This window comes from Microbacterium aurantiacum (assembly GCF_021654035.1).
Classification (GTDB): Bacteria; Actinomycetota; Actinomycetes; order Actinomycetales; family Microbacteriaceae; genus Microbacterium; species Microbacterium aurantiacum.
On the sequence record NZ_JAJPDW010000006.1, the window covers coordinates 111853 to 136333 of the forward strand.

23 protein-coding genes and 1 tRNA gene are annotated in these 24481 nt (G+C 71.5%); 10 read left to right on the top strand and 14 right to left on the bottom strand.

The window, feature by feature from the left end:
• Positions 1 to 125 precede the first annotated feature (125 nt).
• On the top strand, positions 126 to 248 hold the full coding sequence (locus LTL01_RS14740; protein WP_257730662.1) for a hypothetical protein: 123 nt from the start codon (positions 126 to 128) through the stop codon (positions 246 to 248).
• Here the strand turns inward: LTL01_RS14740 and LTL01_RS12745 are convergent.
• From LTL01_RS12745 to LTL01_RS12755, 3 genes are read right to left on the bottom strand one after another with little or no spacing between them, the layout of a single operon-like run.
• A complete protein-coding gene (locus LTL01_RS12745) occupies positions 236 to 1279 on the bottom strand; it encodes a zinc-binding dehydrogenase (protein WP_236968824.1) in 1044 nt (347 codons plus the stop codon). The genes LTL01_RS14740 and LTL01_RS12745 overlap by 13 nt on opposite strands.
• A 16-nt stretch (positions 1280 to 1295) precedes the next feature.
• Entirely contained in the window at positions 1296 to 2063 is a 768-nt protein-coding gene (locus LTL01_RS12750; protein WP_053548729.1) for a glucose 1-dehydrogenase, read from the bottom strand.
• A gap of 41 nt (positions 2064 to 2104) precedes the next feature.
• Entirely contained in the window at positions 2105 to 3493 is a 1389-nt protein-coding gene (locus LTL01_RS12755; RefSeq protein ID WP_236968825.1) for a GntP family permease, read from the bottom strand.
• 172 nt (positions 3494 to 3665) lie between these two features.
• On the opposite strand from LTL01_RS12755, the gene LTL01_RS12760 reads away from it, so the two are divergent.
• On the top strand, positions 3666 to 4361 hold the full coding sequence (locus tag LTL01_RS12760; RefSeq protein WP_082334776.1) for a FadR/GntR family transcriptional regulator: 696 nt from the start codon (positions 3666 to 3668) through the stop codon (positions 4359 to 4361).
• Here the strand turns inward: LTL01_RS12760 and LTL01_RS12765 are convergent.
• Entirely contained in the window at positions 4336 to 5292 is a 957-nt protein-coding gene (locus LTL01_RS12765; protein ID WP_236968826.1) for an NAD(P)-dependent oxidoreductase, read from the bottom strand. The genes LTL01_RS12760 and LTL01_RS12765 overlap by 26 nt on opposite strands.
• An 8-nt stretch (positions 5293 to 5300) precedes the next feature.
• Entirely contained in the window at positions 5301 to 6740 is a 1440-nt protein-coding gene (locus tag LTL01_RS12770) for a gluconokinase (RefSeq protein ID WP_236968827.1), read from the bottom strand.
• A 111-nt stretch (positions 6741 to 6851) separates the two neighbouring features.
• Here LTL01_RS12770 and eda point away from each other — a divergent pair, with 111 nt between their 5' ends.
• The 3 genes from eda to LTL01_RS12785 all read left to right on the top strand — a co-directional run bounded on the left by eda (position 6852) and on the right by LTL01_RS12785 (position 10194).
• A complete protein-coding gene (gene eda / locus LTL01_RS12775; RefSeq protein ID WP_064319538.1) occupies positions 6852 to 7502 on the top strand; it encodes a bifunctional 4-hydroxy-2-oxoglutarate aldolase/2-dehydro-3-deoxy-phosphogluconate aldolase in 651 nt (216 codons plus the stop codon).
• Positions 7503 to 7564: 62 nt separating this feature from the next.
• A complete protein-coding gene (gene gnd / locus LTL01_RS12780) occupies positions 7565 to 9136 on the top strand; it encodes an NADP-dependent phosphogluconate dehydrogenase (protein WP_272878075.1) in 1572 nt (523 codons plus the stop codon).
• Positions 9137 to 9204: 68 nt separating this feature from the next.
• On the top strand, positions 9205 to 10194 hold the full coding sequence (locus tag LTL01_RS12785) for an SDR family oxidoreductase (RefSeq protein ID WP_236968828.1): 990 nt from the start codon (positions 9205 to 9207) through the stop codon (positions 10192 to 10194).
• Between the two features lies 1 nt (position 10195).
• Here the strand turns inward: LTL01_RS12785 and LTL01_RS12790 are convergent, their stop codons facing one another.
• Both LTL01_RS12790 and LTL01_RS12795 read right to left on the bottom strand, forming a co-directional pair.
• Entirely contained in the window at positions 10196 to 10930 is a 735-nt protein-coding gene (locus tag LTL01_RS12790; protein WP_236968829.1) for an ABC transporter ATP-binding protein, read from the bottom strand.
• Between the two features lie 50 nt (positions 10931 to 10980).
• Positions 10981 to 12060, bottom strand: a complete 1080-nt coding sequence (locus tag LTL01_RS12795) for an ABC transporter permease (RefSeq protein ID WP_236968830.1) — start codon at positions 12058 to 12060, stop codon at positions 10981 to 10983.
• Positions 12061 to 12149: 89 nt separating this feature from the next.
• On the opposite strand from LTL01_RS12795, the gene LTL01_RS12800 reads away from it, so the two are divergent.
• Together LTL01_RS12800 and LTL01_RS12805 are read left to right on the top strand one after the other, a co-directional pair.
• A complete protein-coding gene (locus LTL01_RS12800; protein WP_053548735.1) occupies positions 12150 to 12878 on the top strand; it encodes a response regulator transcription factor in 729 nt (242 codons plus the stop codon).
• Positions 12875 to 14347, top strand: coding sequence for a sensor histidine kinase (locus LTL01_RS12805; protein ID WP_308195189.1), 1473 nt, complete (start codon positions 12875 to 12877; stop codon positions 14345 to 14347). Before LTL01_RS12800 ends, LTL01_RS12805 begins: the two co-directional genes overlap by 4 nt.
• Before the next feature lie 45 nt (positions 14348 to 14392).
• On the opposite strand, the gene LTL01_RS12810 is transcribed toward LTL01_RS12805, so the two are convergent.
• From LTL01_RS12810 to LTL01_RS12835, 6 genes are all read right to left on the bottom strand, one after another.
• Positions 14393 to 15958 (bottom strand): FAD-dependent oxidoreductase, encoded by a 1566-nt coding sequence (locus tag LTL01_RS12810; RefSeq protein ID WP_236968831.1) that lies wholly within the window; start codon positions 15956 to 15958, stop codon positions 14393 to 14395.
• A gap of 19 nt (positions 15959 to 15977) precedes the next feature.
• A complete protein-coding gene (locus LTL01_RS12815) occupies positions 15978 to 16859 on the bottom strand; it encodes an FAD:protein FMN transferase (RefSeq protein ID WP_236968832.1) in 882 nt (293 codons plus the stop codon).
• Positions 16860 to 16866: 7 nt separating this feature from the next.
• Positions 16867 to 17322: an FMN-binding protein gene (locus tag LTL01_RS12820; RefSeq protein ID WP_236968833.1), complete on the bottom strand. Its 456-nt coding sequence runs from the start codon at positions 17320 to 17322 to the stop codon at positions 16867 to 16869.
• Positions 17323 to 17432: 110 nt separating this feature from the next.
• On the bottom strand, positions 17433 to 18467 hold the full coding sequence (locus tag LTL01_RS12825) for a ribose-phosphate diphosphokinase (protein WP_053548739.1): 1035 nt from the start codon (positions 18465 to 18467) through the stop codon (positions 17433 to 17435).
• A complete protein-coding gene (gene glmU / locus LTL01_RS12830; protein ID WP_236968834.1) occupies positions 18442 to 19917 on the bottom strand; it encodes a bifunctional UDP-N-acetylglucosamine diphosphorylase/glucosamine-1-phosphate N-acetyltransferase GlmU in 1476 nt (491 codons plus the stop codon). Before glmU ends, LTL01_RS12825 begins: the two co-directional genes overlap by 26 nt.
• A gap of 1 nt (position 19918) precedes the next feature.
• Positions 19919 to 19990: transfer RNA gene (locus LTL01_RS12835), tRNA-Gln, on the bottom strand.
• 59 nt (positions 19991 to 20049) lie between these two features.
• Here LTL01_RS12835 and LTL01_RS12840 point away from each other — a divergent pair.
• Positions 20050 to 20547 carry a MarR family winged helix-turn-helix transcriptional regulator gene (locus LTL01_RS12840; RefSeq protein WP_236968835.1) on the top strand — a complete coding sequence of 166 codons (498 nt, stop codon included), beginning with the start codon at positions 20050 to 20052 and terminating at the stop codon, positions 20545 to 20547.
• 24 nt (positions 20548 to 20571) lie between these two features.
• Here the strand turns inward: LTL01_RS12840 and LTL01_RS12845 are convergent, their stop codons facing one another.
• Entirely contained in the window at positions 20572 to 22365 is a 1794-nt protein-coding gene (locus LTL01_RS12845) for an ABC-F family ATP-binding cassette domain-containing protein (RefSeq protein WP_236968836.1), read from the bottom strand.
• 118 nt (positions 22366 to 22483) lie between these two features.
• Here LTL01_RS12845 and LTL01_RS12850 point away from each other — a divergent pair, with 118 nt between their 5' ends.
• Complete coding sequence (locus LTL01_RS12850; protein ID WP_236968837.1) at positions 22484 to 24181, top strand: FAD-dependent oxidoreductase; 1698 nt, start codon at positions 22484 to 22486, stop codon at positions 24179 to 24181.
• Positions 24178 to 24468 carry a metal-sensitive transcriptional regulator gene (locus LTL01_RS12855; protein ID WP_236968838.1) on the top strand — a complete coding sequence of 97 codons (291 nt, stop codon included), beginning with the start codon at positions 24178 to 24180 and terminating at the stop codon, positions 24466 to 24468. Before LTL01_RS12850 ends, LTL01_RS12855 begins: the two co-directional genes overlap by 4 nt.
• The last annotated feature ends 13 nt before the right edge of the window (positions 24469 to 24481 follow it).

Sequence of the window (24481 nt, forward strand, 5' to 3'; positions counted from 1 at the left end):
CGTCGATCACGGTGACCGCACCCGCACCTGCGGGCGTCGGTCTCCCTCGCCGAGGATCCAAGGATCCACTCTACCAGCGCCGCCGGTAGCATGGAGGACGCCCCCTAGCTCCCGGAGGAACACCCATGGAATACGGATTCGCCTCGCACCTCGTCCTGTGGTCGATCGTCGCCCTCAGCGCGGTGGGACTCGTGGCCACGCTGGGAGCGTCGTGGGCGATGGTGAAGGGCGCGGCCTACAAGGACTGAGCGCCTGCGGCCGGAGTGTCCCCCGGCCAGACGGCGACGACGACCTTCCCCGACCGCTCGGAATCCCGCGCGACGGCGAACGCGCCTTCTGCGTCGTCGGCGGGGAGGACGTGGGTGATCACCTGCTCGATCTCCGGACGCCGGTCGAGCAGGTCGACTGCCGCATCGATCTCCTCCGCGAAGCGGAACGTCCCGACGAACGTCACCTCCTTCGAGATGAAGGGGGCGAGATTGACCGGTCGCGCCTCGTCGGGAACCATGCCGACCTGCACCACGACCCCGCGCGGACGCACCGCGGCGAGGGCCGCTGAGATGGATGCCGCGACGCCGGAGCATTCGAGCACCACATCGTAGGAGCCGGCATCCAGCGTCTCGGCCGAGACATCGACGACGCGGTCGGCACCGAGGGCCGAGGCCCGAGCGAGCGGCCCCGGGAGCACGTCCGTCGCGGTCACCGAGCCCGCACCCGCGTCGATCGCGGCAGCGACGGCCAGCAGACCGATCGGGCCGGAGCCGGTGACGAGGACGCGCGCACCCGAGACCTCCCCCGCACGGGACAGGGCGTGCAACGCCACGGCGAGCGGTTCCGCGAGGACCGCGCGACGCACAGGCAGGGACCCCGGGAGGACGCGGACCATCGCGCGATCGACCACGAGGTGCTCGGCGAGCCCTCCCTGGGTGTGCGGCCACGTGGATGCGCTCCCCAGGTAGGCCCCGTTTGGCCACAGGTGCGGGGCGTCCGGCAGGGACGGTGCCGGGTCGCCGAAGGTCGCCGGATGAACGGTGACGGGCGTTCCGGCGGGCCAGCGACCGGAGGGATCCCGGTCGATCCGCCCCGACACCTCGTGACCGGGGATGAGGGGTTCGCGCACGACGTACGCGCCGTTCGCGCCCTCGAAGTAGTAGTGCAGGTCAGACCCGCAGATCCCGACGTAGTCGATCCGGACGCGCACCTGGTCGGGGCCGGGTTCGGGGGTGTCGACCTCGCGGACGACGAGGGTCTGCCGGGCGTCGATGAAGGCGGCGCGCATGGGGGTCCTTTCGGGATCAGACGACGGCGGTCATCCCGCCGTCGACGAAGAGGTTCTGGCCCGAGACGAAGCTCGAGGCATCGGAGACGAGGAAGAGGAGGGCGCCGTCGAGCTCGGCGAAGTCGCCCCAGCGACGCGCGGGCGTCCGCTCGGTGAGCCAGGCGGTGAACGCCTCGTCCTCGACGAGAGCCGCGTTCATCTCGGTGGCGAAGTAGCCCGGCGAGAGGGCGTTGACCTGGATGCCGTGGCGGGCGAGGTCCGCGGCCATGCCCTTCGTGAGCTGGGCCACCCCACCCTTGGACGCGGAGTACGGGGCGATGGTCTGGCGGGCGAGGTGCGACTGGACGGACGCGACGTTGACGATCTTCCCCGAGCCGCGGGCGATCATCGCCGGAGCGACGAACCTCGAGACGTAGAACACCCCGGAGAGGTTGGCGGCGATCACGTCGTCCCAGTCCGAGACCGCGAAGTCCTGGATGGGCGCGCGGCGCTGAACGCCGGCGTTGTTGACGAGGATGTCGGGGGTGCCGACCTGCTCGAGGAGCGCGGAGACGCCGCGCTCAACGGCCGCGGCATCCGTCACATCGAACGCCACCGCGTGCGCCGGCCGACCGGACAGCGCCTCCGCCTCGGCGCGCGTGCGCTCGACCGCGGCCGCGTCGCGACCGTGGACGACCACGCGGGCTCCGGCGCGGGCGAGCGCCAGAGCAAGGGAGCGGCCGAGACCCCGGGAGGATCCGGTGACCAGCGCGAGCCGGTCGGAGACATCGAAGAGCGAGGACATGGATTCTCCCGGGGTCGAAGGCGGTGGGTGGGGGCGCCGGATCAGAGCATCGAGCCGACGGCGAAGACGATGAGCACCAGCCCGAACGCGAAGACCGATTCGATCGCCTGCTGCACGGTCCAGGTCTTCAGAGTGGTCTTGACGTCCATCCCCATGAGGCGACCGACCAGCCAGAAGCCGGAGTCGTTGACGTGACCGGCGAACACGGAACCGGCGGCGGTCGCAAGGGTGATCGCGGCGATCTGGACGGGGTTGAAGTCGCCGGCGATGACGGCCGGAGCCGCCAGTCCCGCAGCCGTCACGAGGGCGACGGTGGCCGAGCCCTGGGCGAGACGGATGACGACGGCGATGATGTAGGCCGCGACGATGATCGGCAGGCCGAGGTCCGCGAGCGAGTCGGCGAGCGCGTCACCGATGCCGGACGCGCGGAGCACCGCACCGAACATGCCACCGGCTCCGGTGATGAGGATGACCGAGGCCACGGGGCCGAGGGCGGAGTCGACGATCTTCTCGAGCGCCGTGCCGTTCTCACCGCGGCGACGGCCGAGGACCACGATCGCGACGAGGACGGTGATGAGGAGGGCCACGGCGGAGTTGCCGAGCAGGACCAGCACCTGCACCCACGTGCTGTCGATCGAGACGAAGCCCGCGGAGGCGAGGGTCGTGAGGCCCGTGTTGAGGAAGATCAGGAACATCGGCAGCAGGAGCAGGAGGATGATCGTCCGCGGCTTGGGCGGGTTGGTCGGCTGGTCCTCGTCGAGCTCTCCGAAGAGGTTCGGCACGGGAAGCGGGATGCGCGCGGCGATGAACTTCCCCCACAGGTAGCCGGAGACGTACCAGACCGGGAAGGCGATGACGAGGCCGATGAGCAGGACGATGCCGAGGTTCGCTCCGTAGAGCTCGGACGCCGTGACGGGCCCGGGGTGGGGCGGCAGGAAGACGTGCATCACCGAGAACGCGGCGGCGGCGGGGATGCCGAACAGCAGGACGTTGTTCTTCGACACGCGCCGTGCGATCGCGAAGATGATCGGCAGCATCATGACCAGGCCCGCGTCGAAGAACATCGGGAATCCGAGGATCAGCGAGGCGATACCGAGGGCGAACGGCGCGCGCTTCTCGCCGAAGACCTCGACGAACTTGTCGGCGAGGGCCTTGGCGCCTCCCGAGTGTTCGATCAGCCTCCCGAGCATGGCGCCGAGTGCCACGAGGAGGGCGACGGTGCCGAGCGTGGCGCCGAACCCTCCGGTCAGGGTCGTCGCGATCGCACCGATCGGCACACCCGCGACGAGCGCGGTGAGCAGCGACACGATGATCAGCGTCAGGAAGGCGTGCACCTTGAAGACGATGATCATCACGAGGATGAGCGCGATCGCGCCGGCAGCGACGCCGAGCAGCGGCAGGGTCCCCAGGGTCTGGGTCCAATCTTCCATCGAGATCTCCGTTGATGAGAGGAATGGGAGCACCCCCGGGGGGTCCGTGCTCCCGCGTTAGGATTCGAGCGGTGTCGGCGCGAACCGCGGGGGCACGTCGACGACCGTGAGCATCCTCACACAAAGATCGTATCTTTGGCAACATGTCGTCATACCTTTCGGAAGGAGCGGCGTGGCCCAGGCATCCCACGGACCGGTGCTCGACGCACTCGGCGTCCGCATCGCATCCGGCGCCCTCGCGCCGGGGTCCGTCCTGACCCTGGCGGGCCTCGAGACGGAGTACGGCGTGTCGCGCACCGTGATCCGCGAGGCCGTGCGCGTGCTCGAGGCGATGGGGATGCTCTCCTCCCGGCGCCGTGTGGGCATCACGGTGCGCCCCGTCGCGGAGTGGAGCGCGCTGGACACGCGGCTGATCGATTGGCAGTTGCGCGGACCCCGCCGGGATCAGCAGCTCATCGTCGTCACGGAGCTGCGCGCGGCGATCGAACCCATCGCCGCCCGGCTGAGCGCGCAGCGCGCGTCCGACGTCCAGCGCGCCGAGATCGTGCGCCTCGCCGCGCGCCTGGAGGAACTCGGCAACGCCGGCGAGGGGGCGTCGGAGGAGTATCTCGACGTCGACGTCGCCTTCCACGACCTCATCCTCGACGCCAGCGGCAACCTGATGCTCGCCGCGACGAAGGCACCCATCGCCGCGGTCATCGCGGGGCGCTCGCACCTGGGCCTGACTCCCGGCGTCCCCTACTCCGAAGCGCTGCACAACCACGTGGCGACCGCCGACGCGATCGCCCGGGGCGACGCCGACGGCGCGGAACTGCACACGCGTCGCTACGTCGAAGCCGTCCTCAGCGAGGTGCGCGGCGTGCGCTGACCAGCCCCTCCGGCTCGTCGCCTCGGACGAGGGCGATCACTGCTGCGACCGTCCCCTCGGCCATGCGCGTGACGGCCTCGGCGGTGTGGCCCGCGCTGTGGGGAGTGGAGACGACCCGCGGATGCCCGATGAGAGGCGACGCCGAGGGCGGTTCGCTCTCGTAGACGTCCACGGCGACCGCGTGCAGCTGTCCGGCGTCGAGGGCGGCACGCGCCGCCTCCTCGTCGAGGATCCCGCCACGCGCGGTGTTGATCACGATACCCCCCGGCGGGAGCAGCGCGAGTCTCGTCGCGTCGAGGAGGTGCCGCGTCGTGGGGACCAACGGCACGTGCACGCTCACGACGTCGCTGGTCGCGCACAGGTCGTCCAGGGCCCGCGGCGTGACGCCGGCCGCGGCGATCTCCGCATCGGGAAGGAGCGGATCCCATGCGGATACGCGCATGCCGAGTCCTCGCGCGAGCGCCGCGACGTGGCGGCCGATCGCCCCGAACCCCAGGACACCGAACGACCGGCCCCCCAGCTCGATCCCGCGTCCCCGCGGCCACTCCCCCGCGCGCACACCGGCATCGAGGACCGGGATGCCGCGCGCCGCCGCGAAGGCGAGGGCGATCGCCATCTCGGCCACGGCGGCCGCGTTCGCACCGGCGGTGCGCGTCACCGCGACCCCGCGGGCCTGCGCCGCGTCGAGGTCGACGTTGTCGACGCCCGCCCCGTAGCGCGCAATGAGGCGGAGTCGATCCGCGCCCGCGAGGGCGGCGGCGTCGAACTCGTCGAGCCCGGCGATCACCGCATCCACGCCGACGAGGGCGCGCGCGACCTCGTCGGAGGTGAGCGGCCGCCCGACGTCGTTGAAGACCAGCTCGGCGTCCAGATCCCGCAGGGGTGCCAGTGCCGGATGGTCGCGGTCCGCGCTCAGGGAGGTCGGCGTCACCAGGACCCTCATGCCGCGCCCTCCGCCCCGGGGAGGCTGCGGGTGTACTGCTCGAGGTAGCGGGCGAATCCGGCGTCGTACTGCGTACGACGCGCGGGATCGGGGTGGAGGATCTCCGGCTCGGCGCTGTCCAGCGCCGGATGCGTCTGCGGGAGCCCCGATGCGCGGAGGCCCATCCGGACGGCGCCGGTGATGGAGCTGTGCTGGCGCGGGGAGACCTCCATCGGCACCCCGAAGACGTCCACGGTCAGTCGTGTCCAGAACGGGGATGACAGCACCCCTCCCGACAGCACGATCCGGCGCGGGGCGCCGTTGAGCGCGGTGAGTTCTTTGAAGCAGTGGTAGAGCGAGAAGACGATCCCCTCCAGAACCCCCTGGTACATGTCCACGCGCGAATGCTGAGGGCGCAGCTCCACCAGTCCGCCACGGCGCTGGTCCTGCCAGCCGGGGCTGCGTTCGCCGAACAGGAACGGGAGGAAGACCGGGAGGTCCTCGCGGTCCGCGGAGAGCTGCGGCTCGATCTCCGCGTAGTCGATCGATGCGCCGAAGAGACGCTCCCGCGCCCAGTCGACGCAGTTCCCGCACCCGGAGGTGGCCGCACCGCTGAGCGCGCCGAGGGGCGAGCGGTACGACCAGGTGCTGAGGGTGGGCGACAGCGACGGATGCCGCGTGGAGAAGCGCAGCGCCCCGCTCGTCCCCATCGAGAAGGTCATGTCCCCCGGTTCGGTGGCGAGGTCGCCGATCTGGCTGAGACCGCCGTCCGGCCCCGGCGTGAGGACGGGGATCCCCGGGCGGAGCCCCAACAGCACCGCCGCTTCCGCGGTGAGCGGGAAGGATTCGTCCGGGGCGCAGAGCGGAGGAAGCTGCACGCCCGCGAGACCGAGACGGTCGATGACCTCGGAGTCCCAGTCGACGGTGTGGGCGTTCAGCAGCCCGGTGCCCGAGGCGAGGGAGGCGTTCATCCGCACCTCGCCGGTCAGCCGCGCGAACACCAGCGTCGGCTGGTCCAGCATCCGCCGGCCGGCGAGCGCCACTCCCGTCTCGGCGAGGTGGCGGAGTTTGAATGCGGGATAGACCGCATTGACCATGCACCCGGTGCGCTCGTGGAACCACCAGGTGAAATCGGCGTCCGCACGGAGGCGCGCGCAGAGGTCCTGCGCGCCGGTGTAGGGCCATTCCATCACCGGGGTGACCGGCGACAGATCCGCCTCGCGGAGCGTCAGGCCGTGCCACGTGCCGCTGAGGACGATGAGATCGACGGGACGTCCGGATGCCGCCTGCCGACCGAGCGCCATGAGCTGGGTGTAGATCGCGTCGCCGTCACGGACCGCGCTGTCGGGGCCGTCCACCTCGAACCGGCGGCTGCGGACGGAGGTCTCGCCGCTCTCCGTGTCGAACAGCATCGTCTTGGCCGAGGTCGTGCTGGCTTCGAGGGCGAGAATGAGCATGGTGTCCTGATCCGTCGTCGGGAGGGCAAGGGCGGCGCATCGTCGCCGCGCGGCCAATGATATGATCATTTCGCCTTCCGCGCGAGACCGCTCGAGCGGACGAAGGAGATGATGTTGTCCCCCGTGTTCGCCGACCTCGCCCGTCACCGCGTCGTTCCCGTGGTCACCGCCCGCACCGCCGAGGAGGGGCTCCGCATCGCCGACGCCCTCGCCGAGGGAGGGCTGCCGGTCGCGGAGATCACGTTCCGCACCGCCGCCGCGGCCGACGCCATCGCCGCGGTCGCCCGGGAGGGCGGCGTCCTCGTCGGTGCAGGCACGGTGCTGCGCGCCGACCAGGTCGATGAGGCCGTGGACGCCGGCGCACGCTTCGTCGTGTCACCGGGAACGAGCGCGGAGGTCATCGAGCGCTGCCGGCATCACGGCATCCCGGTCCTCCCCGGAGCGGTCACCGCCACCGAGGTGCAGACGGCGCTCGCCCTGGGCGTCGATGCCGTGAAGTTCTTCCCCGCCGCGACATCCGGCGGCATCCCCGCCCTCCGCGCCCTCGGCGCCCCCTTCTCCGGCCTCGGATTCGTCCCCACCGGCGGCATCGACGAGGCCACCGCCCCCGAATACCTCGCGGTGCCCTCGGTCCTCGCCGTCGGCGGCTCGTGGATGCTGCCCGCCGACGCGATCGACGCCGGCGACTGGGACCGCATCACAGACCTCACCCGCCGGGCCGTCACACGCACCCGGAGCCCCGAGGACACCCCACTACGCTAGGACCGGTCCCGGGAGCAGCCCCTGACGCTGCGGATGCCCGGTCGGCACGCACGAGGAGAGGTATGAACACCACCAGCACGAGCAACGACCACGACGAGGCGCCGGGTTCGGCCGATCTCCACGAGGGCGCTCCGGCGCCGGAGGACGTTCCCCGCCCCGCCCCCGAGCCGACCGGGACCGATCACCCCGCCGAGGCGCGCGCGAACATCGGCGTGGTGGGTCTTGCGGTCATGGGATCCAACCTCGCCCGGAACCTCGCGTCGCGCGAGGGGAACGTCGTCGCGGTCTACAACCGTTCCCGCGCCAAGACCGACGAGCTCGTCGCCGATCACCCGGAGGCCGGGTTCGTGCCCGCCTTCTCGTACGACGAGTTCGCCGCGAGCCTCGTCCGTCCCCGCACCGCGGTGATCATGGTCAAGGCCGGCGGCCCCACGGATGCCGTCATCGACGCGCTCGTGGAGGTGTTCGAGCCGGGTGACATCATCGTCGACGGCGGCAACGCCCTGTTCAGCGACACCATCCGCCGCGAGAAGGCCGTGCGCGACACGGGCATCAACTTCGTCGGCATGGGCGTCTCCGGCGGCGAGGAGGGCGCGCTCCTCGGGCCGTCCCTCATGCCGGGCGGCTCCGACGAGTCCTGGATCACGCTCGGACCGATCCTCCGCTCCATCGCCGCCGTGGCCGAGGGCGAGCCCTGCGTGACCCACATCGGACACGACGGTGCGGGCCACTTCGTGAAGATGGTGCACAACGGCATCGAGTACGCCGATATGCAGCTGATCGCCGAGGCCTACGACCTCATCCGCCGCGGGACCGGCAAGAGCCCCGCCGAGATCGCGGACGTCTTCGCCGAGTGGAACCGCGGCGAGCTGGAGTCCTACCTGATCGAGATCACCGCCGAGGTCCTCCGCCAGGTCGACGCCGAGACGCAGAAGCCCCTCGTGGACGTCATCCTCGACCAGGCAGGCGCCAAGGGCACCGGCGCGTGGACCGTGCAGACCGCGCTGTCGCTCGGTGTTCCGGTCTCCGGCATCGCCGAGGCCACCTTCGCACGGTCCCTCTCCAGCCACCCCGAGCAGCGGTCCGTCTCCCGCGACCTCCCCGGCCCCGCCGACGCCCTCGACGTGTCCGACGCGGACGCATTCATCGAGGAGGTCCGCCTCGCGCTGTACGCCTCGAAGATCGTCGCATACAGCCAGGGGTTCGACGAGATCCGCGCGGGAGCGGCAGAGTACGGCTGGAACATCGACCTCGGCGCGGTGTCGAAGATCTGGCGCGGGGGATGCATCATCCGCGCCCAGTTCCTCAACCGCATCGCCGACGCGTATGCCGCCACCCCCGACCTGCCGGTGCTGTTGACCGCACCCTACTTCGTCGAGGCCCTCGGTCGCGGCCAGGACGCGTGGCGACGCATCGTGCAGACCGCCGCCGGCGCCGGCATCCCCGCCCCCGCGTTCTCGTCCTCGCTGGCCTACTACGACGGCCTGCGCGCCGAGCGCCTGCCCGCCGCGCTCATCCAGGGTCAGCGCGACTTCTTCGGCGCGCACACCTACAAGCGCATCGACAAGGAGGGCACCTTCCACACCCTGTGGTCCGGCGACCGCACCGAGATCGAAGCCGAAGACACCCACTGAGCCGTCCCCGGCTTCGTCGACGCCCGCCTCCGCCCCGCGCGAGGCGGGCGTCGCGTTAGGGTCGGACGATGGCGAGCATCCTCTTCATCGGAGGCACAGGAATCATCAGCGCGGCGTGCGTCAGGGACGCCGTGGCCGCAGGACACCGGGTGACGGTGCTGAACCGCGGGCGGGGCAGCCGAGCGATCCCGGACGAGGTCGAACGTCTGGACGCCGACGTCCGTGATCGCAACGCCGTCCGCGCGGCCGTCACGGGACGCCGCTTCGACGTCGTGGCCCAGTTCCTGGCCTTCACCCCGGACCAGGTGCGTGCCGACGTGGAGCTGTTCGAGGGGCGATGCGGCCAGTACGTCTTCATCAGCTCCGCCTCGGCCTACCAGACCCCGCCCTCGCGGCTTCCGGTGACGGAGTCCACGCCGCTGCGCAATCCGTTCTGGCAGTACTCCCGCGACAAGATCGCCTGCGAGGACCTGCTCGTGGCGGCGTACCGGGACCGCGGGTTCCCGGTGACGATCGTTCGCCCGTCCCACACCTACGACGAGCGGGCCCTTCCGACGCTCGGGGGCTGGACCGACATCGCACGGATGCGGGAAGGCCGGCCCGTCCTCGTCCACGGCGACGGCACGAGCCTGTGGACGATCACCCACAGCGACGACGTCGCCGTCGCCTTCACCGGGCTCCTCCAGCATCCCGCCGCCGTCGGCGAGGCGTTCACGATCACCGGCACCCACGCGCCCACGTGGGATCAGATTTACGAGTGGCTCGCCGACGCGGCGGGTGTCGCGCATCCCGATCTCGTCCACGTCGCGTCCGAGACGATCGCAGCGGCGGCGCCCGAGATCGGTCCGACCCTCCTCGGCGACAAGGCGCACTCGATGGTGTTCGACGTGTCGAAGGTGCGGGCGCTCGTGCCGGGGTTCCGGACGACCGTCACCTTCGACGAGGGCGCGCGCCGCATCCTCGCCTACTTCGATGCGCATCCGGAGGAACAGGAGAGGGACGCCGACCACGACGCCCTGTCGGACCGCCTGGCCGCGCACGCCCGCGCCGTGGTGTGACTCAGCCGCGCTGCTCCCGCACCACACCGCGCTCGAGCCGCAGGCGACGGTGCGCCCGTCGAGCCACGGCGGAGTCGTGCGTGACGACCACCATCGTGAGCCCCTCGGCACACAGGCCCTCCATCAGCTGCAGGATCTCGTCCCGCGTTCGCTCGTCGAGATTCCCCGTCGGCTCGTCGGCGAGGAGGACCCTCGGCTTCTTCACGAGCGCGCGCGCGATCGCCACACGCTGTTGCTGACCGCCGGAGAGTTCACCGGGTCGATGGTCCGCGCGCTCGGCGAGGTCGACCTGCGCCAACGCCGCGCGGACCCGTTCTTCCCGCTCGGCACGCGCGAGTCCCAGCGGCTCGAGTCCGACGTCGACGTTCTCCGCCGCGGTGAGGGTGGGGATGAGGTTGAACGCCTGGAACACGAACCCGATGTCCTGCGCTCGGATGCGCGCGAGCGCGGCGCGGGGCTCGCGTGCCAGATCCGCTTCTCCGAGGAGGACACGCCCCGATGTCGGGGAGTCGAGGGCACCGAGAATCTGGAGAAGGGTTGATTTCCCCCCTCCGGTCGGCCCCTGGACCGTCGCGAACTCGCCCGCGGCGATCGTCAGGTCCACGGCGTCGAGGGCGGTGACCGATCGCCCCTTGCCGGTGTAGACACGGGTCACCCCCTCCAGTCGGTACACGGGGGTGGTCTCGTGCTCGCGCGCGTCGGATACGGTCAGGTCGGGCTGCAACGTGTCGGACATGGGGAGGTCTCCTGTTCGGGGGTGTCGGGTCGAGTGGTCGGAGGCCGAGGTCATGCCGCGGACCGCAGGGCTTCGGCGGGCCGCAGCCGCGCAGCGCGCCATCCGCCCGCGGCGCCGGCGAGCAGACCGCCGAGCACCGCGATGCCGACGGCTGCACCGATGACCGCCGGCGTCACCGGCGCGGTGAGGACGATCTCGGTCTGCGCGGCGATGGCGTCGGCGAAGCCCCCGGGGCCTCCCCGGCCGCCGGGTCCGGCAGCGGGCGACTCCGCGGTGGTGGTGAAGCTGGGCGCCGCAACGGCGATGACGGCGATCGCCCCGAGGCCGAGGGCGAGACCGGCGAGTCCGCCGAGCAGACCCTGGACGAAGGACTCCCCCGCCACCTGACCGACGACCCGGCGATCCGACCATCCGAGCGCCTTCAGCGTGCCGAGTTCCCGTGTGCGCCGGGTGACCCCCGACACGGTGAGGAGGACGGCGAGGATGAGCGCCACGGCGAGGGCGATCACCGAGAGCCACGTTCCGAGCGACGCGATGAGAGCCGATGCGCTCGAGAGTGACCCCGAGACGCCGGCGGCGAGATCCGAGGGTGCACTGATCGTGGCCTCCAGCAGCACCTCTTCGAGCTGCGCGTGCACCTCGCCGATGTCGTCGACGGATGCCGCCTGCACGTAGACCGTGGACACCACAGAACCGACTCCGGCGAGGCCCTGAGCGACATCGAGCGGGATGTAGACGTCCGAGGCGGTGTCCGCGGCAGACGAGGTCGAAGCGACCACGCCGATCACCTCGAACGCCGTGCCGCCGATCTCGATGTCGTCACCGACGGCGACCTCGACCGACGCCGCGTACGTGGCGTCGACAACGGCGACCGCGGCTCCGGCATCCGTGGCTTCCATCGCACGCCCCGCATCCACCGCGACGGCCGACAGGGGTCCCACCGCCGTGACGGCCGGATCGATCCCGAGGACGGTGAAGGAGTCGCCGCGACGATCGCCGTCTGCTTCTTGCGTCCAGCGAGCTCGCGCCGGAGATACGTGCCGTACATGCTTCTCCTTCCGGCGGGTCCTCACCCGTCCGTCGGGTCGACCGTAGGATCGCGCCTGATGAGCGACCACGGCGGCGGTCATGCGAACGCTATGTGCGAGCTGCTCGACTCACAGGAGAGGCATAGGTGCGGCCATAGGAATCCCATAGATGAGACGGAACACTGGGATCCATGACCGCACCCGCACCCGCCCTCACCCGCCCCGACGGATCCGCGTTGCGCGTCCTCGTCGTCGACGACGAGCAGATGCTCACCGACCTGCTGTCGATGGCGCTGCGGATGGAGGGGTGGGATGTCCGGACGGCCGGTAGCGGCTTCGAGGCGCTTCAGGGTGCACGCGACTTCCAACCCGATGCGATGGTGCTCGACGTGATGATGCCGGACCTCGACGGAATGGCGGTTCTGCAGCGGCTGCGACAGTCCGGCGACGACGTGCCCGTCCTCTTCCTGACCGCCAAGGACGGCGTCGGCGATCGCATCGCCGGTCTCACCGCGGGCGGCGACGACTACGTGACCAAGCCCTTCAGTCTGGAAGAGGTGGTGGCGCGCCTGCGGGCGCTCATGCGCCGCGCGGGCACCGCCCTCACCAGTGGCACGGAACCGATCCTGCGCGTCGCGGACCTCACCCTGAACGAGGACAGCCACGAAGTCGAACGCGCGGGCGTGGAGATCGAGCTGACCGCGACGGAGTTCGAGCTCCTGCGGTATCTCATGCGCAATCCGCGCCGCGTCGTGTCCAAGGCCCAGATCCTCGATCGCGTGTGGAACTACGACTTCGGCGGACGGTCGAGCGTCGTGGAGCTGTACATCTCCTACCTGCGGAAGAAGATCGACGCGGGCCGCGAGCCGCTCATCCACACGGTGCGCGGGGTGGGGTACATGATCAAGGCGCCGCAGTGACGGTCCCCGCCGCCCGGAAACGGCCGGGGGTGCGCGGGAGCCTGCAGACGCGCCTCATGGTGACGGTCATCGGGATGGTCGCCCTCATCCTCACCCTCGTCGGCATCGCCACGGGCGCGGTCCTGGGGCGCATCCTCGATGCGAACCTGAACACGCAGCTGGCCAACGCCGTCAGCAGCGTGACGGTGCGCCTGGACCCCGGCGCGACCGCCGCCGACATCCTCGCCAGCGGCCGCCAGCCCGAGGGCTTCGTGTTCGTCCTGCAGGGCCCGTCCGGGCTGTCGGGCGCGTACGTGTCGGGCCCGCAGCAGGTCACCGAGCTGAGCGCGGACGACATCGACGAGATCCTCGCCCAGCTCGACCGCTCCGGCATCTCCACGGTCGAGATCCCCGGCGAAGGCGATCATCGGGTGTTCCTCAGCGCTCAGCCCGGCGGACTGTTCTTCCTCGCCGGTCTCCCCGTCGCCCCCGTCACCGCGACCCTCGGCCAGATCTTCACCACCGTCGCCCTGGTCACCACGGGCGGACTGCTCCTGCTCGGCGTGGCGATCGCCGTCGTCATCCGTGCGGGCCTGCGACCCCTCCGGACCGTGGCCGACACCGCGTCCCGCGTGGCGGCCATGCCGCTGTCCGAGGGGGAGGTGAGCCTCACCGCCCGCGTCCCCGAGGACCAGGTGGACCAGTACTCCGAGATCGGCCGGGTGGGTCACGCCCTCAACACCCTCCTCGAACACGTCTCGCGCTCACTGAGCGCGAGACAGCGCAACGAAGAGCGGATGCGGGCCTTCGTCGCCGACGCCAGCCACGAGCTGAGGACGCCGCTGGCCTCCATCCGCGGCTACTCCGAGCTGTCGCTGCGCGCGATCAGCCAGCATTCGGACGCCGCGGGCGAGACCACCCAGGCCTCCCTGGAGCGCATCCAGGCGCAGTCGCTGCGCATGACGGCCCTGGTCGAGGATCTCCTGCTCCTCGCCCGTCTCGACGAGGGCCAGGAGCTGGTCTTCGGCTCGGTCGATCTCACCCGACTCGCCCTCGAGGCCGTCGAAGACGCCCGCCCCACCGGACCCGATCACCGGTGGATCCTGGACACCGAGCCGGAGCCCGTGGTCGTCGCCGGAGACGCCGGCCGCCTCCACCAGGTCGCGGCGAACCTCCTCGCCAACGCGCGCACCCACACACCGGCGGGGACGACCGTCACCGTCGGTGTGTCGCGGGACCGGGGCGATGCGGTCCTGAGCGTCCACGACGACGGGCCGGGGATCGACCCGGCCCTCGCCGAGGAGCTCTTCGAACGGTTCTCCCGCGCCGACCGGTCCCGAGCCCGCCAGACGGGCGGGACGGGCCTCGGCCTCTCCATCGCGCGCGCGATCGCCGAGGCGCACGGCGGCAGCCTCTCGGTCCGGAGCGCACCGGGCGACACCACCTTCGAGCTGCGCCTCCCGGCGCGACCGAGCACTCCGGCGCCGTAGCCGCGGAACGCGTCGGCGGTCGATGTCCGCGGAACGCGTCGGTGGTCAGTATCCGCTGAACGCGTCGGTGGTGAGCGACCGGGCGCGCTCCAGCGCCGGCGCGAGGTCGGCGATGAGCCCCGCCGGCCCCGAGACGTACGCGTGCCGCCCCGCGATGTCGGGTACGACCGAGAGGAGTCCGTCGGCGTCCAGACGCACTCCGCGGGCCCAGGTCCAGTGGCCGGGCAGATCGGCCGGACGATCGCGCGTGAACACGATGACCGGGATCCCACTCGCCTCGATCTCGTCCCGATAGGCGAGCTCGGCGGCGTCCGACGCGACGTACACGAGGACGATGTCGCGCTCCTCCCCCGCCAGACGAAGGTGGCGCAGCTGCGACACGAACGGAGTGACACCGATCCCCGCCGCCACCATGAGCACCGGTGCGCCCGAGCGCCTGGGGAGGACGAAGTCACCCCACACCCCGGTGATCGCCAGCGTCTCCCCCGGCTCGACCTCGGCGAGAGCCTTCTTGAACGTGCTGCGCGGCGCCCCTTCCCGGGGCTCCTTGAACGCCACGCGCAGCACCGGCAGATCCTCCGGCGCCGAGGCGATGCTGAACTCTCGCCGTGTGCCGCGCGCGTCGGGTCGCCGATGCGGCACTTCGAGCTCCAGATACTGGCCGGGCACGAACGACACCCGGTCGGCGACGCGGAACGTGAGTTCCCGAACCGTCGGCGTCCGCGCCACCCGGGACTGGAGCGCCAGGCGCACGGCGGTGCGGACGGCCAGGGCGAAGGCCACCGCGTTGCCGATGAGGAGGGCCCGCTCCTGCCCGAGACTGATCGCTCCCACGTCGATCGGCCATCCGGCGAGGAATCCCACGACCCCGGCCACGAGGAACTGCTGACCGCGACGGGGCGGCATGGTGAGGGGTTCGGAGAGCATGAAGGCGCCCAGGAACAGGAACGGCGAGGACCACAGGATCGGCCAGAAGATGTCGGCGACCTCGACGGCCTGACCCACCGCCTGATATGCCGCCGAGGTGCGCACCAGGGCCACGGAGACCGCGACGACGAGGAAGACCGCGATGACGCGGACCTTCTCGGTCCGCCAGAGCACCACCAGGCCCAGCACGATCACGGGGGCGGCGAGCGCGGGCGTCCCCACCCACCACGAGGACGCGCCGAGCTCCGGCCATGCGACCGCGAGAAGGGTGATCGCGGTGGCTCCCACGGCGGCGGGGTTGAACAGGTGACGCCCGCGCCACGCCAGCACGTACTTCGATGCGGACGCGATCGCCCCGGCGATCGCGAGTCCGCCGAGCGCCGCAGGATCGAGGGTCGGTCGGAGCACGAAGAGCAGGATCAACGCGGTGATCAGCGACGACTCCACGCGCCACGGCAGACCCAGCAGCCGACGTGCGCCGGCATCGACGCCGGCGCACGCCAGGCCGAGGACCGCGGCGGACACGACGATCTCCGCCGCGGTCGGCGAGACGAGCCCCCACAGCGACAGCGCGAGGGAGATGAGCGCGAGCGCCGCGAGGGCGAAGAAGGCCGTCCGGTACATCGATATGCGCCCGAGCCCGGCGAAGACCCGATTCCCGGCGGCGGTCAGCGCGGTGAGCATGGTGCGGAACTCCCTCGTGTCATGTGTTCACGCTCCTGCGGCGTGTGAACAGCTCGGCCGGGCATCCGGGCGAGCTGTTCACACGCCCGTCGGTGAACATGCGGACCCAGGCGACACCCCACCGCGCCGCCAGCTCCGCACCCCCGTCGAAGAAGAGGGCGGTGCTTGCCGCGTCCGCGCGCATCGCGCTGTCGGAGACCGCCCACGTCGCCGCGACGCTGTCGATCGGCTCGCCGGTGCGGGCGTCCAGGACGTGGTGGAGCCCCTCTCCCCAGGCGCGCCGGTTGGTCGCGGAGGCGCACAGCGCGGCATCCGTGACCTCCCAGACCCCGACGACGCGCGTGGAGTCGTACGGATGCTCGAGGCCGATGCGCTCCGTCGATGACCACACGCGGATGTCGCCGCCCGCGTCGACGGTCGCCGAGGCTCCCGTCTCGGAGGTCACCGTCTCACCCACGATGTCGACCAGGCGACCCTTGCCCAGCGCGCCGACGTCGAGCAGCGCTCCGGGGGCCGCACGGAGTCGACCGTCGGCGATCGAGACGGCGGCCGTCCACGCGGACGGGGCCGGCACGGTCACGCCCGTGGGGGTGAGCCGGTAGGCGGGGTCGTATCCGAGGGCCGACAGCGAGGCCGCGACGAGGGGATTGACCGCACCCGCCGTCGCGTGGGAGAGCTCCTCGTACAGCGCGAGCATGGGTGCGGCATCCGCCGGGGCCGGGGCCGACCCGCCTGTGGCAGCCAGGGCGGACACCAGGGAATCCGAGCGGAAGCGCGACCACGTGCGGTCGAAGGCGTCCATCATCTCCTCCACGCGCGTGCGCAGGGCGCCGGAGAGGGGCTGCGGGGTCTCGATCTGCCATCGGGTGCCGATGGCGTCGAACCGCCAGACCTCGCTCACACGCGGCTCAGCCCGCGGCCTCGGACGTGATGGTCTCGAGCGCCTGGTTGAAGCCCCCGCTGGTGAGAGACGAGCCCGCGACGCGCGAGACCTGCACGTCGTCGATGTTCCGGCCGACCACCTCGTCGGAGATGCCGCCGATGAACTGCTCCTGGTAGCGCTGGGACTCCGCCTTCTGCGGGTCGCCGACGACCTCGACGGCCGTGATGACGTCGTCCGCGAGGGTGAGGGTCACTTCGATCGACTCGACCGATTCCGGCGTCGCGTACGACCCCTCCGCCGTGTAGGTGCCGTCGGCATAGGGGCCGGACGCGGATCCCCCACCCCCCTCGACCGAGGTTCCGCCGTCGGTGCCGGCGTCCGTGGTCGCGGGAGAGCACCCCGACAGGAGCGCGGCACCGGCGACCGCGGCAACGGCGGCGGAGACGCGGACGGGACGGGGAGCGAGGGCGGTACGGATCATCGTGCGGTCCTTCCACGGCGGGGCCTCCGCCGGGCGACGGAAGCGCAGGCTTCCATCCTCACATCGGACTCTATGGGCGGGCCCGGAGAGCCCGACCTGGCGGTGTCGTCTCAGGCGGCGCCGTCGAACATGCTCGTGACCGAGCCGTCCTCGAAGACCTCGTGGATCGCCCGCGCCAGGAGCGGAGCGATCGGCAGGATCGTGAGGCTCGGGAAGCGCTTGGCGTCGGGGATCGGGACGGTGTCGGTGACGACGACCTCGTCGATCGCGGGGCTCTGCAGGCGCTCGGCCGCCGGGTCGCTGAAGATCGCGTGGGTGGCGGCGACGATCACACGCGTCGCGCCGTTGGCCTTGAGCGCCTCCGCGGCCTTCACGATCGTGCCGCCGGTGTCGATCATGTCGTCCACGAGGAGGCAGACGCGGCCCGAGACGTCTCCGACGATCTCGTTGACGGTCACCTGGTTCGCCACGTTCGGGTCCCGGCGCTTGTGGATGATCGCCAGCGGCGCGCCGAGGGAGTCCGACCACGTGTCGGCCACGCGGACGCGCCCGGTGTCGGGCGAGACCACGGTCAGCTGGGCGCGGTCGTCCGCGCTCAGTGTCCGCTGGAAGTACTCCAGGAGGACGGGCTTGGCGAAGAGGTGGTCGACCGGGCCGTCGAAGAAGCCCTGGATCTGGGCCGCGTGCAGGTCGACGCTCATGACGCGGTCCGCGCCGGCGGTCTTGAGCAGGTCCGCGACGAGGCGGGCGCTGATCGGCTCGCGCCCGCGACCTTTCTTGTCCTGGCGGGAGTAGGGGTAGTACGGAGCGACGACGGTGATCCGCTTCGCGGACGCGCGCTTGGCGGCATCCAGCATGATCAGCGTCTCCATCAGCCACTCGTTCACGGGCGGACCGAAGCTCTGGATGAGGAACAGGTCGCATCCGCGGATCGACACCTGGAAGCGCGTGAGCATCTCGCCCGATGCGAACGTGCGGTACTCGGTGGGGACGAGCTCGGTTCCGAGGGACTGCGCGACATCCGCGGCGAGGGCGGGGTGCGAGGACCCCCGTGCCACGACCAGACGCTTCTTCGTCTTCGCGATCAGCCCCGGGGCGATCTCGTTGTCCCGATCGAGCTCAACCGTTCTGTTCTTGCGACCCATCGTCCGCTTTCTGTGCGGACCGAGCCGTGGCCGCGGCCTGCGCGGCACCGGTACCCGGTCGGTTCTTCTCGACCCAGCCGTCGATGTTGCGCTGGGGGGCGACGCTCAGGGCGAGAGCCCCCGGGGGGACATCCTTGCGGATGACGGCTCCCGCTCCGGTCTTGGCGCCGTCTCCGATCCTAACGGGCGCGACGAAGACGTTGTGCGAGCCCGAGTGGACTTCGTCCCCGATCTCGGTGCGGTGCTTGGTGACATCGTCGTAGTTGGCCGTGATCGCGCCCGCGCCGAGGTTGACGCCGCGCCCGATGGTGGTGTCGCCGATATAGGACAGGTGCGGCACCTTGCTGCGCGCGCCGATGGTGGAGTTCTTGGTCTCGACGAACGTGCCGATCTTCCCGCCCTCTCCGAGTTCGGTGCCGGGACGCAGGTAGGCGAACGGGCCGACGGTGGCGTTCGCACCGATGACGGCGAGGGTCGCATCGGTGCGGGTGACGGTCGCGTTCGCGCCGACCTCGCAGTCCACCAGGGACGTGTCGGGGCCGATCGTCGCCCCCTCGTCGACCACGGTCGCGCGGAGGATGTGCGAGCCGGGCAGCACCGTCACGTCGGGGGCGAGGGTGGCCGTGACGTCGATCCACGTGGTCGCGGGATCGAGGATGCTGACGCCCTCGCGCTGCCAGTGACGCACCGTGCGGGCGTTGAGCAGTCGGGCGGCGTCGCTGAGCTGGACGCGGTCGTTCACGCCCAGCGCGCTGTCGGCGTCGGGTGCGGCCACCGCGGCAACCGCGTCCCCCGCGGTGCGCAGGAGCGCCACCACGTCGGTGAGGTACTTCTCGCCCTGCGCGTTGGCGGTGCCCACCCGCGCGAGCTCGCTGCGCAGGCGCGCGGCGGCGAAGACGTAGACACCGGCGTTGATCTCGGTGACCGCGGCCTCCTCGGCGGAGGCGTCCTTCTGCTCGACGATCCGCGAGACCGAGCCGTCCGCGGAGCGCAGCACGCGACCGTAGCCGGTGGCGTCGTCCAGGACCGCCGTCAGCAGGGTGGCGGACGCGGCGCCCGCCCGGTGGGCGTCGAGGATCGAACGCAGGGTCTGCTCCTGCAGAAGCGGCACGTCGCCGGAAAGGACGAGGACGTCGCCGTCGAAGTCCTCGAGGGCGCCGAGGGCGAGCTCGACGGCGCGCCCGGTGCCGGGCACCTCGTCCTGGTCGACGATCCGGACGCCCGGCAGATCATCCGCCACGGCCCGCGCGACGAGGTCGCGCTCGTGGCGGACCACGGTCACCACGGCGTCGGGTTCGAGGGCCGCCGCCGTCGCGAGGACATGCCCGACGAGGGTCCGTCCTCCGATGCGGTGGAGGACCTTCGGCAGCGCGGACTTCATGCGCGTGCCCTGGCCGGCGGCGAGGACGATGACGGCCAGGGGCGCGTCCGAGGAGGGGTGTTGGGTCATGCTCCGCCGCCAGGATTCGAACCTGGTCCTCACAGCTCCAAAGGCTGTCGTGCTGCCGTTACACTACGGCGGACCGCGGCCCTGCGGGTCGCCCGTCAAGTCTGCCAGACCCGGCGCGGCCATAATGGAGGGATGGCTGGCCAGACCGACGAGGTGGACCGGATCGTCGGTGCCTGGAGCACCCAGCGACCGGACCTGGATTTCTCCCCGCTCGAAGTCCTCTCGCGTGTCGACCGCCTCTCCCGGCACCTCGACCGCGCCCGCCGGGAGGCGTTCCGCCGGAGCGAGCTGGAGCCGTGGGAGTGGGACGTCCTGTCCGCCCTCCGCCGCGCCGGCGAGCCTTTCCAGCTCAGCCCGAAGCAGCTGCTCCAGCAGACGCTGGTGTCGTCGGGGACGATGACCAACCGGATCGACCGGCTCGTGGGACGGCGCCTGGTGCGGCGCGAAGCGGATCCCGATGACGGACGCAGCGTGCTGGTCACCCTGACCGAGGAGGGACGGACGCGGGTGGATGCCGCGATCACCCGACTGGTGGACGCGGAGGCGCTCCTTCTGGCCGCGCTCTCCCGCGCCGATCGGGAACGCCTGGCGGGTCTCCTGCGCAAACTGAGCCTCGGTTTCGACGGCTGACCGTCCCGGGCGCCCGCCCGCGTGTCAGCCGATCTGCTCGGACAGCGCGAACCAGCGCTCTTCGACCTCGTCGCGCTCGCTCTCCCACGCGCCGATGCGCTCCATCTCGCGCCCGAGCCCGACATAGTCGGCCTGGTCGTGCTCGGCGAGGGCCGCCTTCGCCGCGGCGATCTGTTTCTCCAGCTTCTCCAGCCGGCGCTCGAGCGCGGCGCTCTCCTTCTGCGCGGCGCGCAGGTCCGCACCGGACAGACCCGAAGCGCCGTCAGGCCGAGCGTCCCTGCTCCCGGCCTGCGGCTCCTCGCGCTGGCGCTGGCGCAGGCGGAGGTACTCGTCGACGCCGCCCGGGAGGTGCCGCACCCGACCCCCGAGGATCGCGTACTGCTGATCGGTGACGCGCTCGAGGAAGTACCGGTCGTGGGAGACCACCAGCAGCGTGCCCGGCCAGGAATCGAGCAGATCCTCCATCGCGGCGAGCATGTCGGTGTCGAGATCGTTCGTCGGCTCGTCGAGGATGAGCACGTTCGGCTGCTCGAGCAGGATCAGCAGCAGCTGAAGGCGCCGCTTCTGCCCCCCGGAGAGATCCTTGACCGGTGTCGACAGCTGTGCACTGGAGAACCCCATGCGCTCGAGAAGCTGTCCGGGCGTCAGCTCCTGCTCCTTCGAGCCGCTCCCGAAGCTGTAGGTCGTGCGGAGTCCGGCGATCACGACCCGCACGGGATCGTCCAGATGCTGCTCGAGCTCGTCGAGTCGCTGCGTGAGCGTGGCCACCCGCACGGTCTTGCCGCGCTTGACCCGACCCGTCGTCGGCTCGATCTCTCCGGAGACGAGACCCAGCAGCGTGGACTTCCCCGCGCCGTTCACGCCGAGGATGCCCGTGCGCTCCCCCGGCGCGATCCGCCATTCGAACGGGTGCAGCACCTCACGGCCGTCGTAGGAGACGCCCGTGTCGAGGAGGTCCACGACATCCTTGCCGAGCCGGGAGACGGCGAGCGCCCGAAGCTGGGTCGCGTCGCGGATCTCCGGCTCGTCGGCGATGAGGGCGTTGGCCGCATCGATGCGGAACTTCGGCTTCGACGTGCGCGCGGGCGCGCCGCGGCGCAGCCACGCGAGCTCTTTGCGGGCGAGATTCTGGCGGCGCGCCTCGATCGCCGCCGCCTGCCGGTCGCGCTCGACGCGCTGCAGGATGTAGGCGGCGTAGCCGCCGTCGAAGGGTTCGACGATGCGGTCGTGGACCTCCCACGTCCGCGTGCAGACCTCGTCGAGGAACCACCGGTCGTGGGTCACGACGAGCATCGCGCCGGACCCGGCGGGCCACCGGCGCCGGAGGTGGTCTGCGAGCCAGGCAATGGCCTCGACGTCGAGGTGGTTGGTGGGCTCGTCGAGGAAGATCACGTCGTGGTCGCCGACGAGGAGCGCCGCCAGCGCCACGCGGCGTCGCTGGCCGCCCGAGAGGTCGACGACGGGCGCGTCCCACGCGAGATCGCCGAGGAGCCCCGCGATCACCTCGCGCGTGCGCGCATCGCCCGCCCATTCGTGCTCGGGGGTGTCGCCGACGACCGCACGGGCGATGGTGTGGGTGTCATCGAGGGTGTCGCCCTGGTCGAGGACCCCGACGCGGACACCACCACGGACCGTGACGCGGCCGGCATCCGGCGCGAGGCGACCCGCGAGCATCGCGAGCAAAGAGCTCTTGCCGTCTCCGTTGCGGCCGACGATGCCGATGCGGTCCCCCTCGTCGACGCCGAGGGAGACGGCGTCGAAGACGACCTTGGTCGGGAATTCCAGGTGCAGGGCCTCGGCCCCCAGCAGATGTGCCATGACTTCCCCAGCGTAGGCGAGTCCTCCGCTCTCGCCCGTCGCGTTGCCCTACCGATACCCCAGGGGGTATACTCGGAGAGCCGCCGGGACGCCGGGTCCCGGCACGAGGAGGACACCTGTGCGCATCGTGATCGTGGGCGGCGTCGCCGCTGGAATGAGCGCCGCCGCGCGAGCCCGGCGGCATGACGAGTCAGCCGAGATCGTCGTCCTCGAGCGCGGACCGGAGGTGTCGTTCGCGAACTGCGGCCTCCCGTACCACGTCAGCGGCGAGATCGCCGATGCCGACGCGCTTCTCCTCCACACCCCGGCCTCCCTCCGAGCCGCTCTGAACCTCGACGTCCGCTGCGGCCACGAGGTGTCGGCGATCGAGCCCGACGGGAGGACCGTGACAGTCGTCTCGGCGGCCGGGGCCGACACCCTCTCCTACGACGCGCTCGTCCTCACCCCCGGCGCGAGCGCCCTGCGGCCCCCCTTGCCGGGACTCGACTCGGACCGCGTGAGCACCCTCCGCACGGTGGCGGATGCCGTGGGCCTGCGCGCACGCGTGGACGACGGTGCGCGGCGGGCGGTGGTCCTCGGCGCCGGGTACATCGGACTGGAGGCAGCCGAAGCCTTCCACCACGCAGGACTCGAGGTCGACGTCGTCGAGATGGCCGCGCACGTCCTCCCCCCGCTGGAGCGCGAGCTCGCCCACCTCCTCGACGCCGAACTCCGCCGACTCGGCATCCGCGTGCACGCGGGCATCGCCGCCGAGCGGATCGAACCCGGCGCGGAGGAGGACGTCGTCGTCCTCGCCGACGGGTCACGGGTGCCCGCCGACGTCATCGTCCTGTCGGTCGGGGTCCGCCCCGACACCGCCTTCGCGGTGGACGCGGGCCTGGCGCACGAACGGGGCGCCATCGTCGTGGACGACCGCGGTCGCACCAGCATCCCGGGAATCTGGGCCGCAGGGGATGCGACCGTGAGCGTCGATGCGGTGACCGGTGCGCGGCGCCCGATCGCCCTCGCCGGCCCCGCGAACCGCGCGGGGCGACTCATCGCCGACGACATCTTCGGGCACGGCACCGGACGTCCGATCCCCACGGGCCTCGGCACCGCCGTGGTCCGGGTCGGCTCCCTCACGGCGGCGATGACCGGAGCCAACCGCGCCACCCTCGACGGCGCCGGCATCGCCCACCACACCCTGCACCTTCACCCGAACCAGCACGCGGGCTACTTCCCCGGCGCCTCCCCCGTGCACCTCATCGTGCACGTGGCCGCCGACGACAGCCGCATCCTCGGGGCGCAGGCGGTCGGCGCGGAAGGCGTCGACAAACGCATCGACGTCTTCGCCACCGCGATCCGGGCGGGGCTCACGGCGATGGACCTCATCGACCTCGACCTCGCCTACTCGCCTCCCTACGGCCAGGCGAAGGATCCGGTGAACCTCACCGGCATGGTCGCCGAGAACGTCGCCGAGGGGCGACTGCGCCTGTGGTACGCCGCCGACCTGGACGCCGTGGCCGCCTCGAGCCTGATCCTCGACGTCCGCACCCCGGCCGAGTTCGCGTCCGGGCACATCCCCGGAGCCCTCAACATCGCGCACACGGAGTTGCGCGCACGCATCGACGAGGTGCACGCAGCGGCCGCCGGGCGGCCCGTGCGGGTCCTGTGCGCCGCCGGGGTCCGCGCCAACATCGCCCACCGGATCCTGGTCGGGAACGGGCTGGACTCCGCGTCGCTCTCCGGCGGCATCCAGACCCTCCGGCACTGGTACGGTGCCGAGATCGACCGGATCCTCACCCCCGACACCACCACCGAAGGAGCACGCGCATGATGATCACCGGCACCCCCGAGGAGCAGGCCGCGACGCGCAGACGCATCGTCAACCGTCTCAAGCGCGCACAGGGCCAGCTCGCCGGTGTGATCACCGCCGTCGAGAACGGCGGCGCGTGCCGGGACGTCGTGACCCAGCTCGCGGCGGTGGGCAGCGCCCTGGACCGGGCGGGTTTCGCCATCGTCTCGGCCGCCATGCGCGACTGCGTCGCCGACCCCGACGCCACCCGCGAGGCCGAAGGCCTCACCCAGGAGGAGCTGGAGAAGCTCTTCCTCACTCTCGCCTGATCCGCGCGCTGCC

Excerpts from the sequence above, each read along its gene's own strand:
- LTL01_RS14740 (WP_257730662.1), top strand. The coding sequence starts at position 126 with ATGGAATACGGATTCGCCTCGCACCTCGTCCTGTGGTCGATCGTCGCC.
- LTL01_RS12745 (WP_236968824.1), bottom strand. The coding sequence starts at position 1,279 with ATGCGCGCCGCCTTCATCGACGCCCGGCAGACCCTCGTCGTCCGCGAG.
- LTL01_RS12750 (WP_053548729.1), bottom strand. The coding sequence starts at position 2,063 with ATGTCCTCGCTCTTCGATGTCTCCGACCGGCTCGCGCTGGTCACCGGA.
- LTL01_RS12755 (WP_236968825.1), bottom strand. The coding sequence starts at position 3,493 with ATGGAAGATTGGACCCAGACCCTGGGGACCCTGCCGCTGCTCGGCGTC.
- LTL01_RS12770 (WP_236968827.1), bottom strand. The coding sequence starts at position 6,740 with ATGCTCATTCTCGCCCTCGAAGCCAGCACGACCTCGGCCAAGACGATG.
- eda (WP_064319538.1), top strand. The coding sequence starts at position 6,852 with ATGTTGTCCCCCGTGTTCGCCGACCTCGCCCGTCACCGCGTCGTTCCC.
- gnd (WP_272878075.1), top strand. The coding sequence starts at position 7,565 with ATGAACACCACCAGCACGAGCAACGACCACGACGAGGCGCCGGGTTCG.
- LTL01_RS12785 (WP_236968828.1), top strand. The coding sequence starts at position 9,205 with ATGGCGAGCATCCTCTTCATCGGAGGCACAGGAATCATCAGCGCGGCG.
- LTL01_RS12790 (WP_236968829.1), bottom strand. The coding sequence starts at position 10,930 with ATGTCCGACACGTTGCAGCCCGACCTGACCGTATCCGACGCGCGCGAG.
- LTL01_RS12795 (WP_236968830.1), bottom strand. The coding sequence starts at position 12,060 with ATGACCGCCGCCGTGGTCGCTCATCAGGCGCGATCCTACGGTCGACCC.
- LTL01_RS12800 (WP_053548735.1), top strand. The coding sequence starts at position 12,150 with ATGACCGCACCCGCACCCGCCCTCACCCGCCCCGACGGATCCGCGTTG.
- LTL01_RS12810 (WP_236968831.1), bottom strand. The coding sequence starts at position 15,958 with ATGCTCACCGCGCTGACCGCCGCCGGGAATCGGGTCTTCGCCGGGCTC.
- LTL01_RS12820 (WP_236968833.1), bottom strand. The coding sequence starts at position 17,322 with ATGATCCGTACCGCCCTCGCTCCCCGTCCCGTCCGCGTCTCCGCCGCC.
- LTL01_RS12825 (WP_053548739.1), bottom strand. The coding sequence starts at position 18,467 with ATGGGTCGCAAGAACAGAACGGTTGAGCTCGATCGGGACAACGAGATC.
- glmU (WP_236968834.1), bottom strand. The coding sequence starts at position 19,917 with ATGACCCAACACCCCTCCTCGGACGCGCCCCTGGCCGTCATCGTCCTC.
- LTL01_RS12840 (WP_236968835.1), top strand. The coding sequence starts at position 20,050 with ATGGCTGGCCAGACCGACGAGGTGGACCGGATCGTCGGTGCCTGGAGC.
- LTL01_RS12845 (WP_236968836.1), bottom strand. The coding sequence starts at position 22,365 with ATGGCACATCTGCTGGGGGCCGAGGCCCTGCACCTGGAATTCCCGACC.
- LTL01_RS12855 (WP_236968838.1), top strand. The coding sequence starts at position 24,178 with ATGATGATCACCGGCACCCCCGAGGAGCAGGCCGCGACGCGCAGACGC.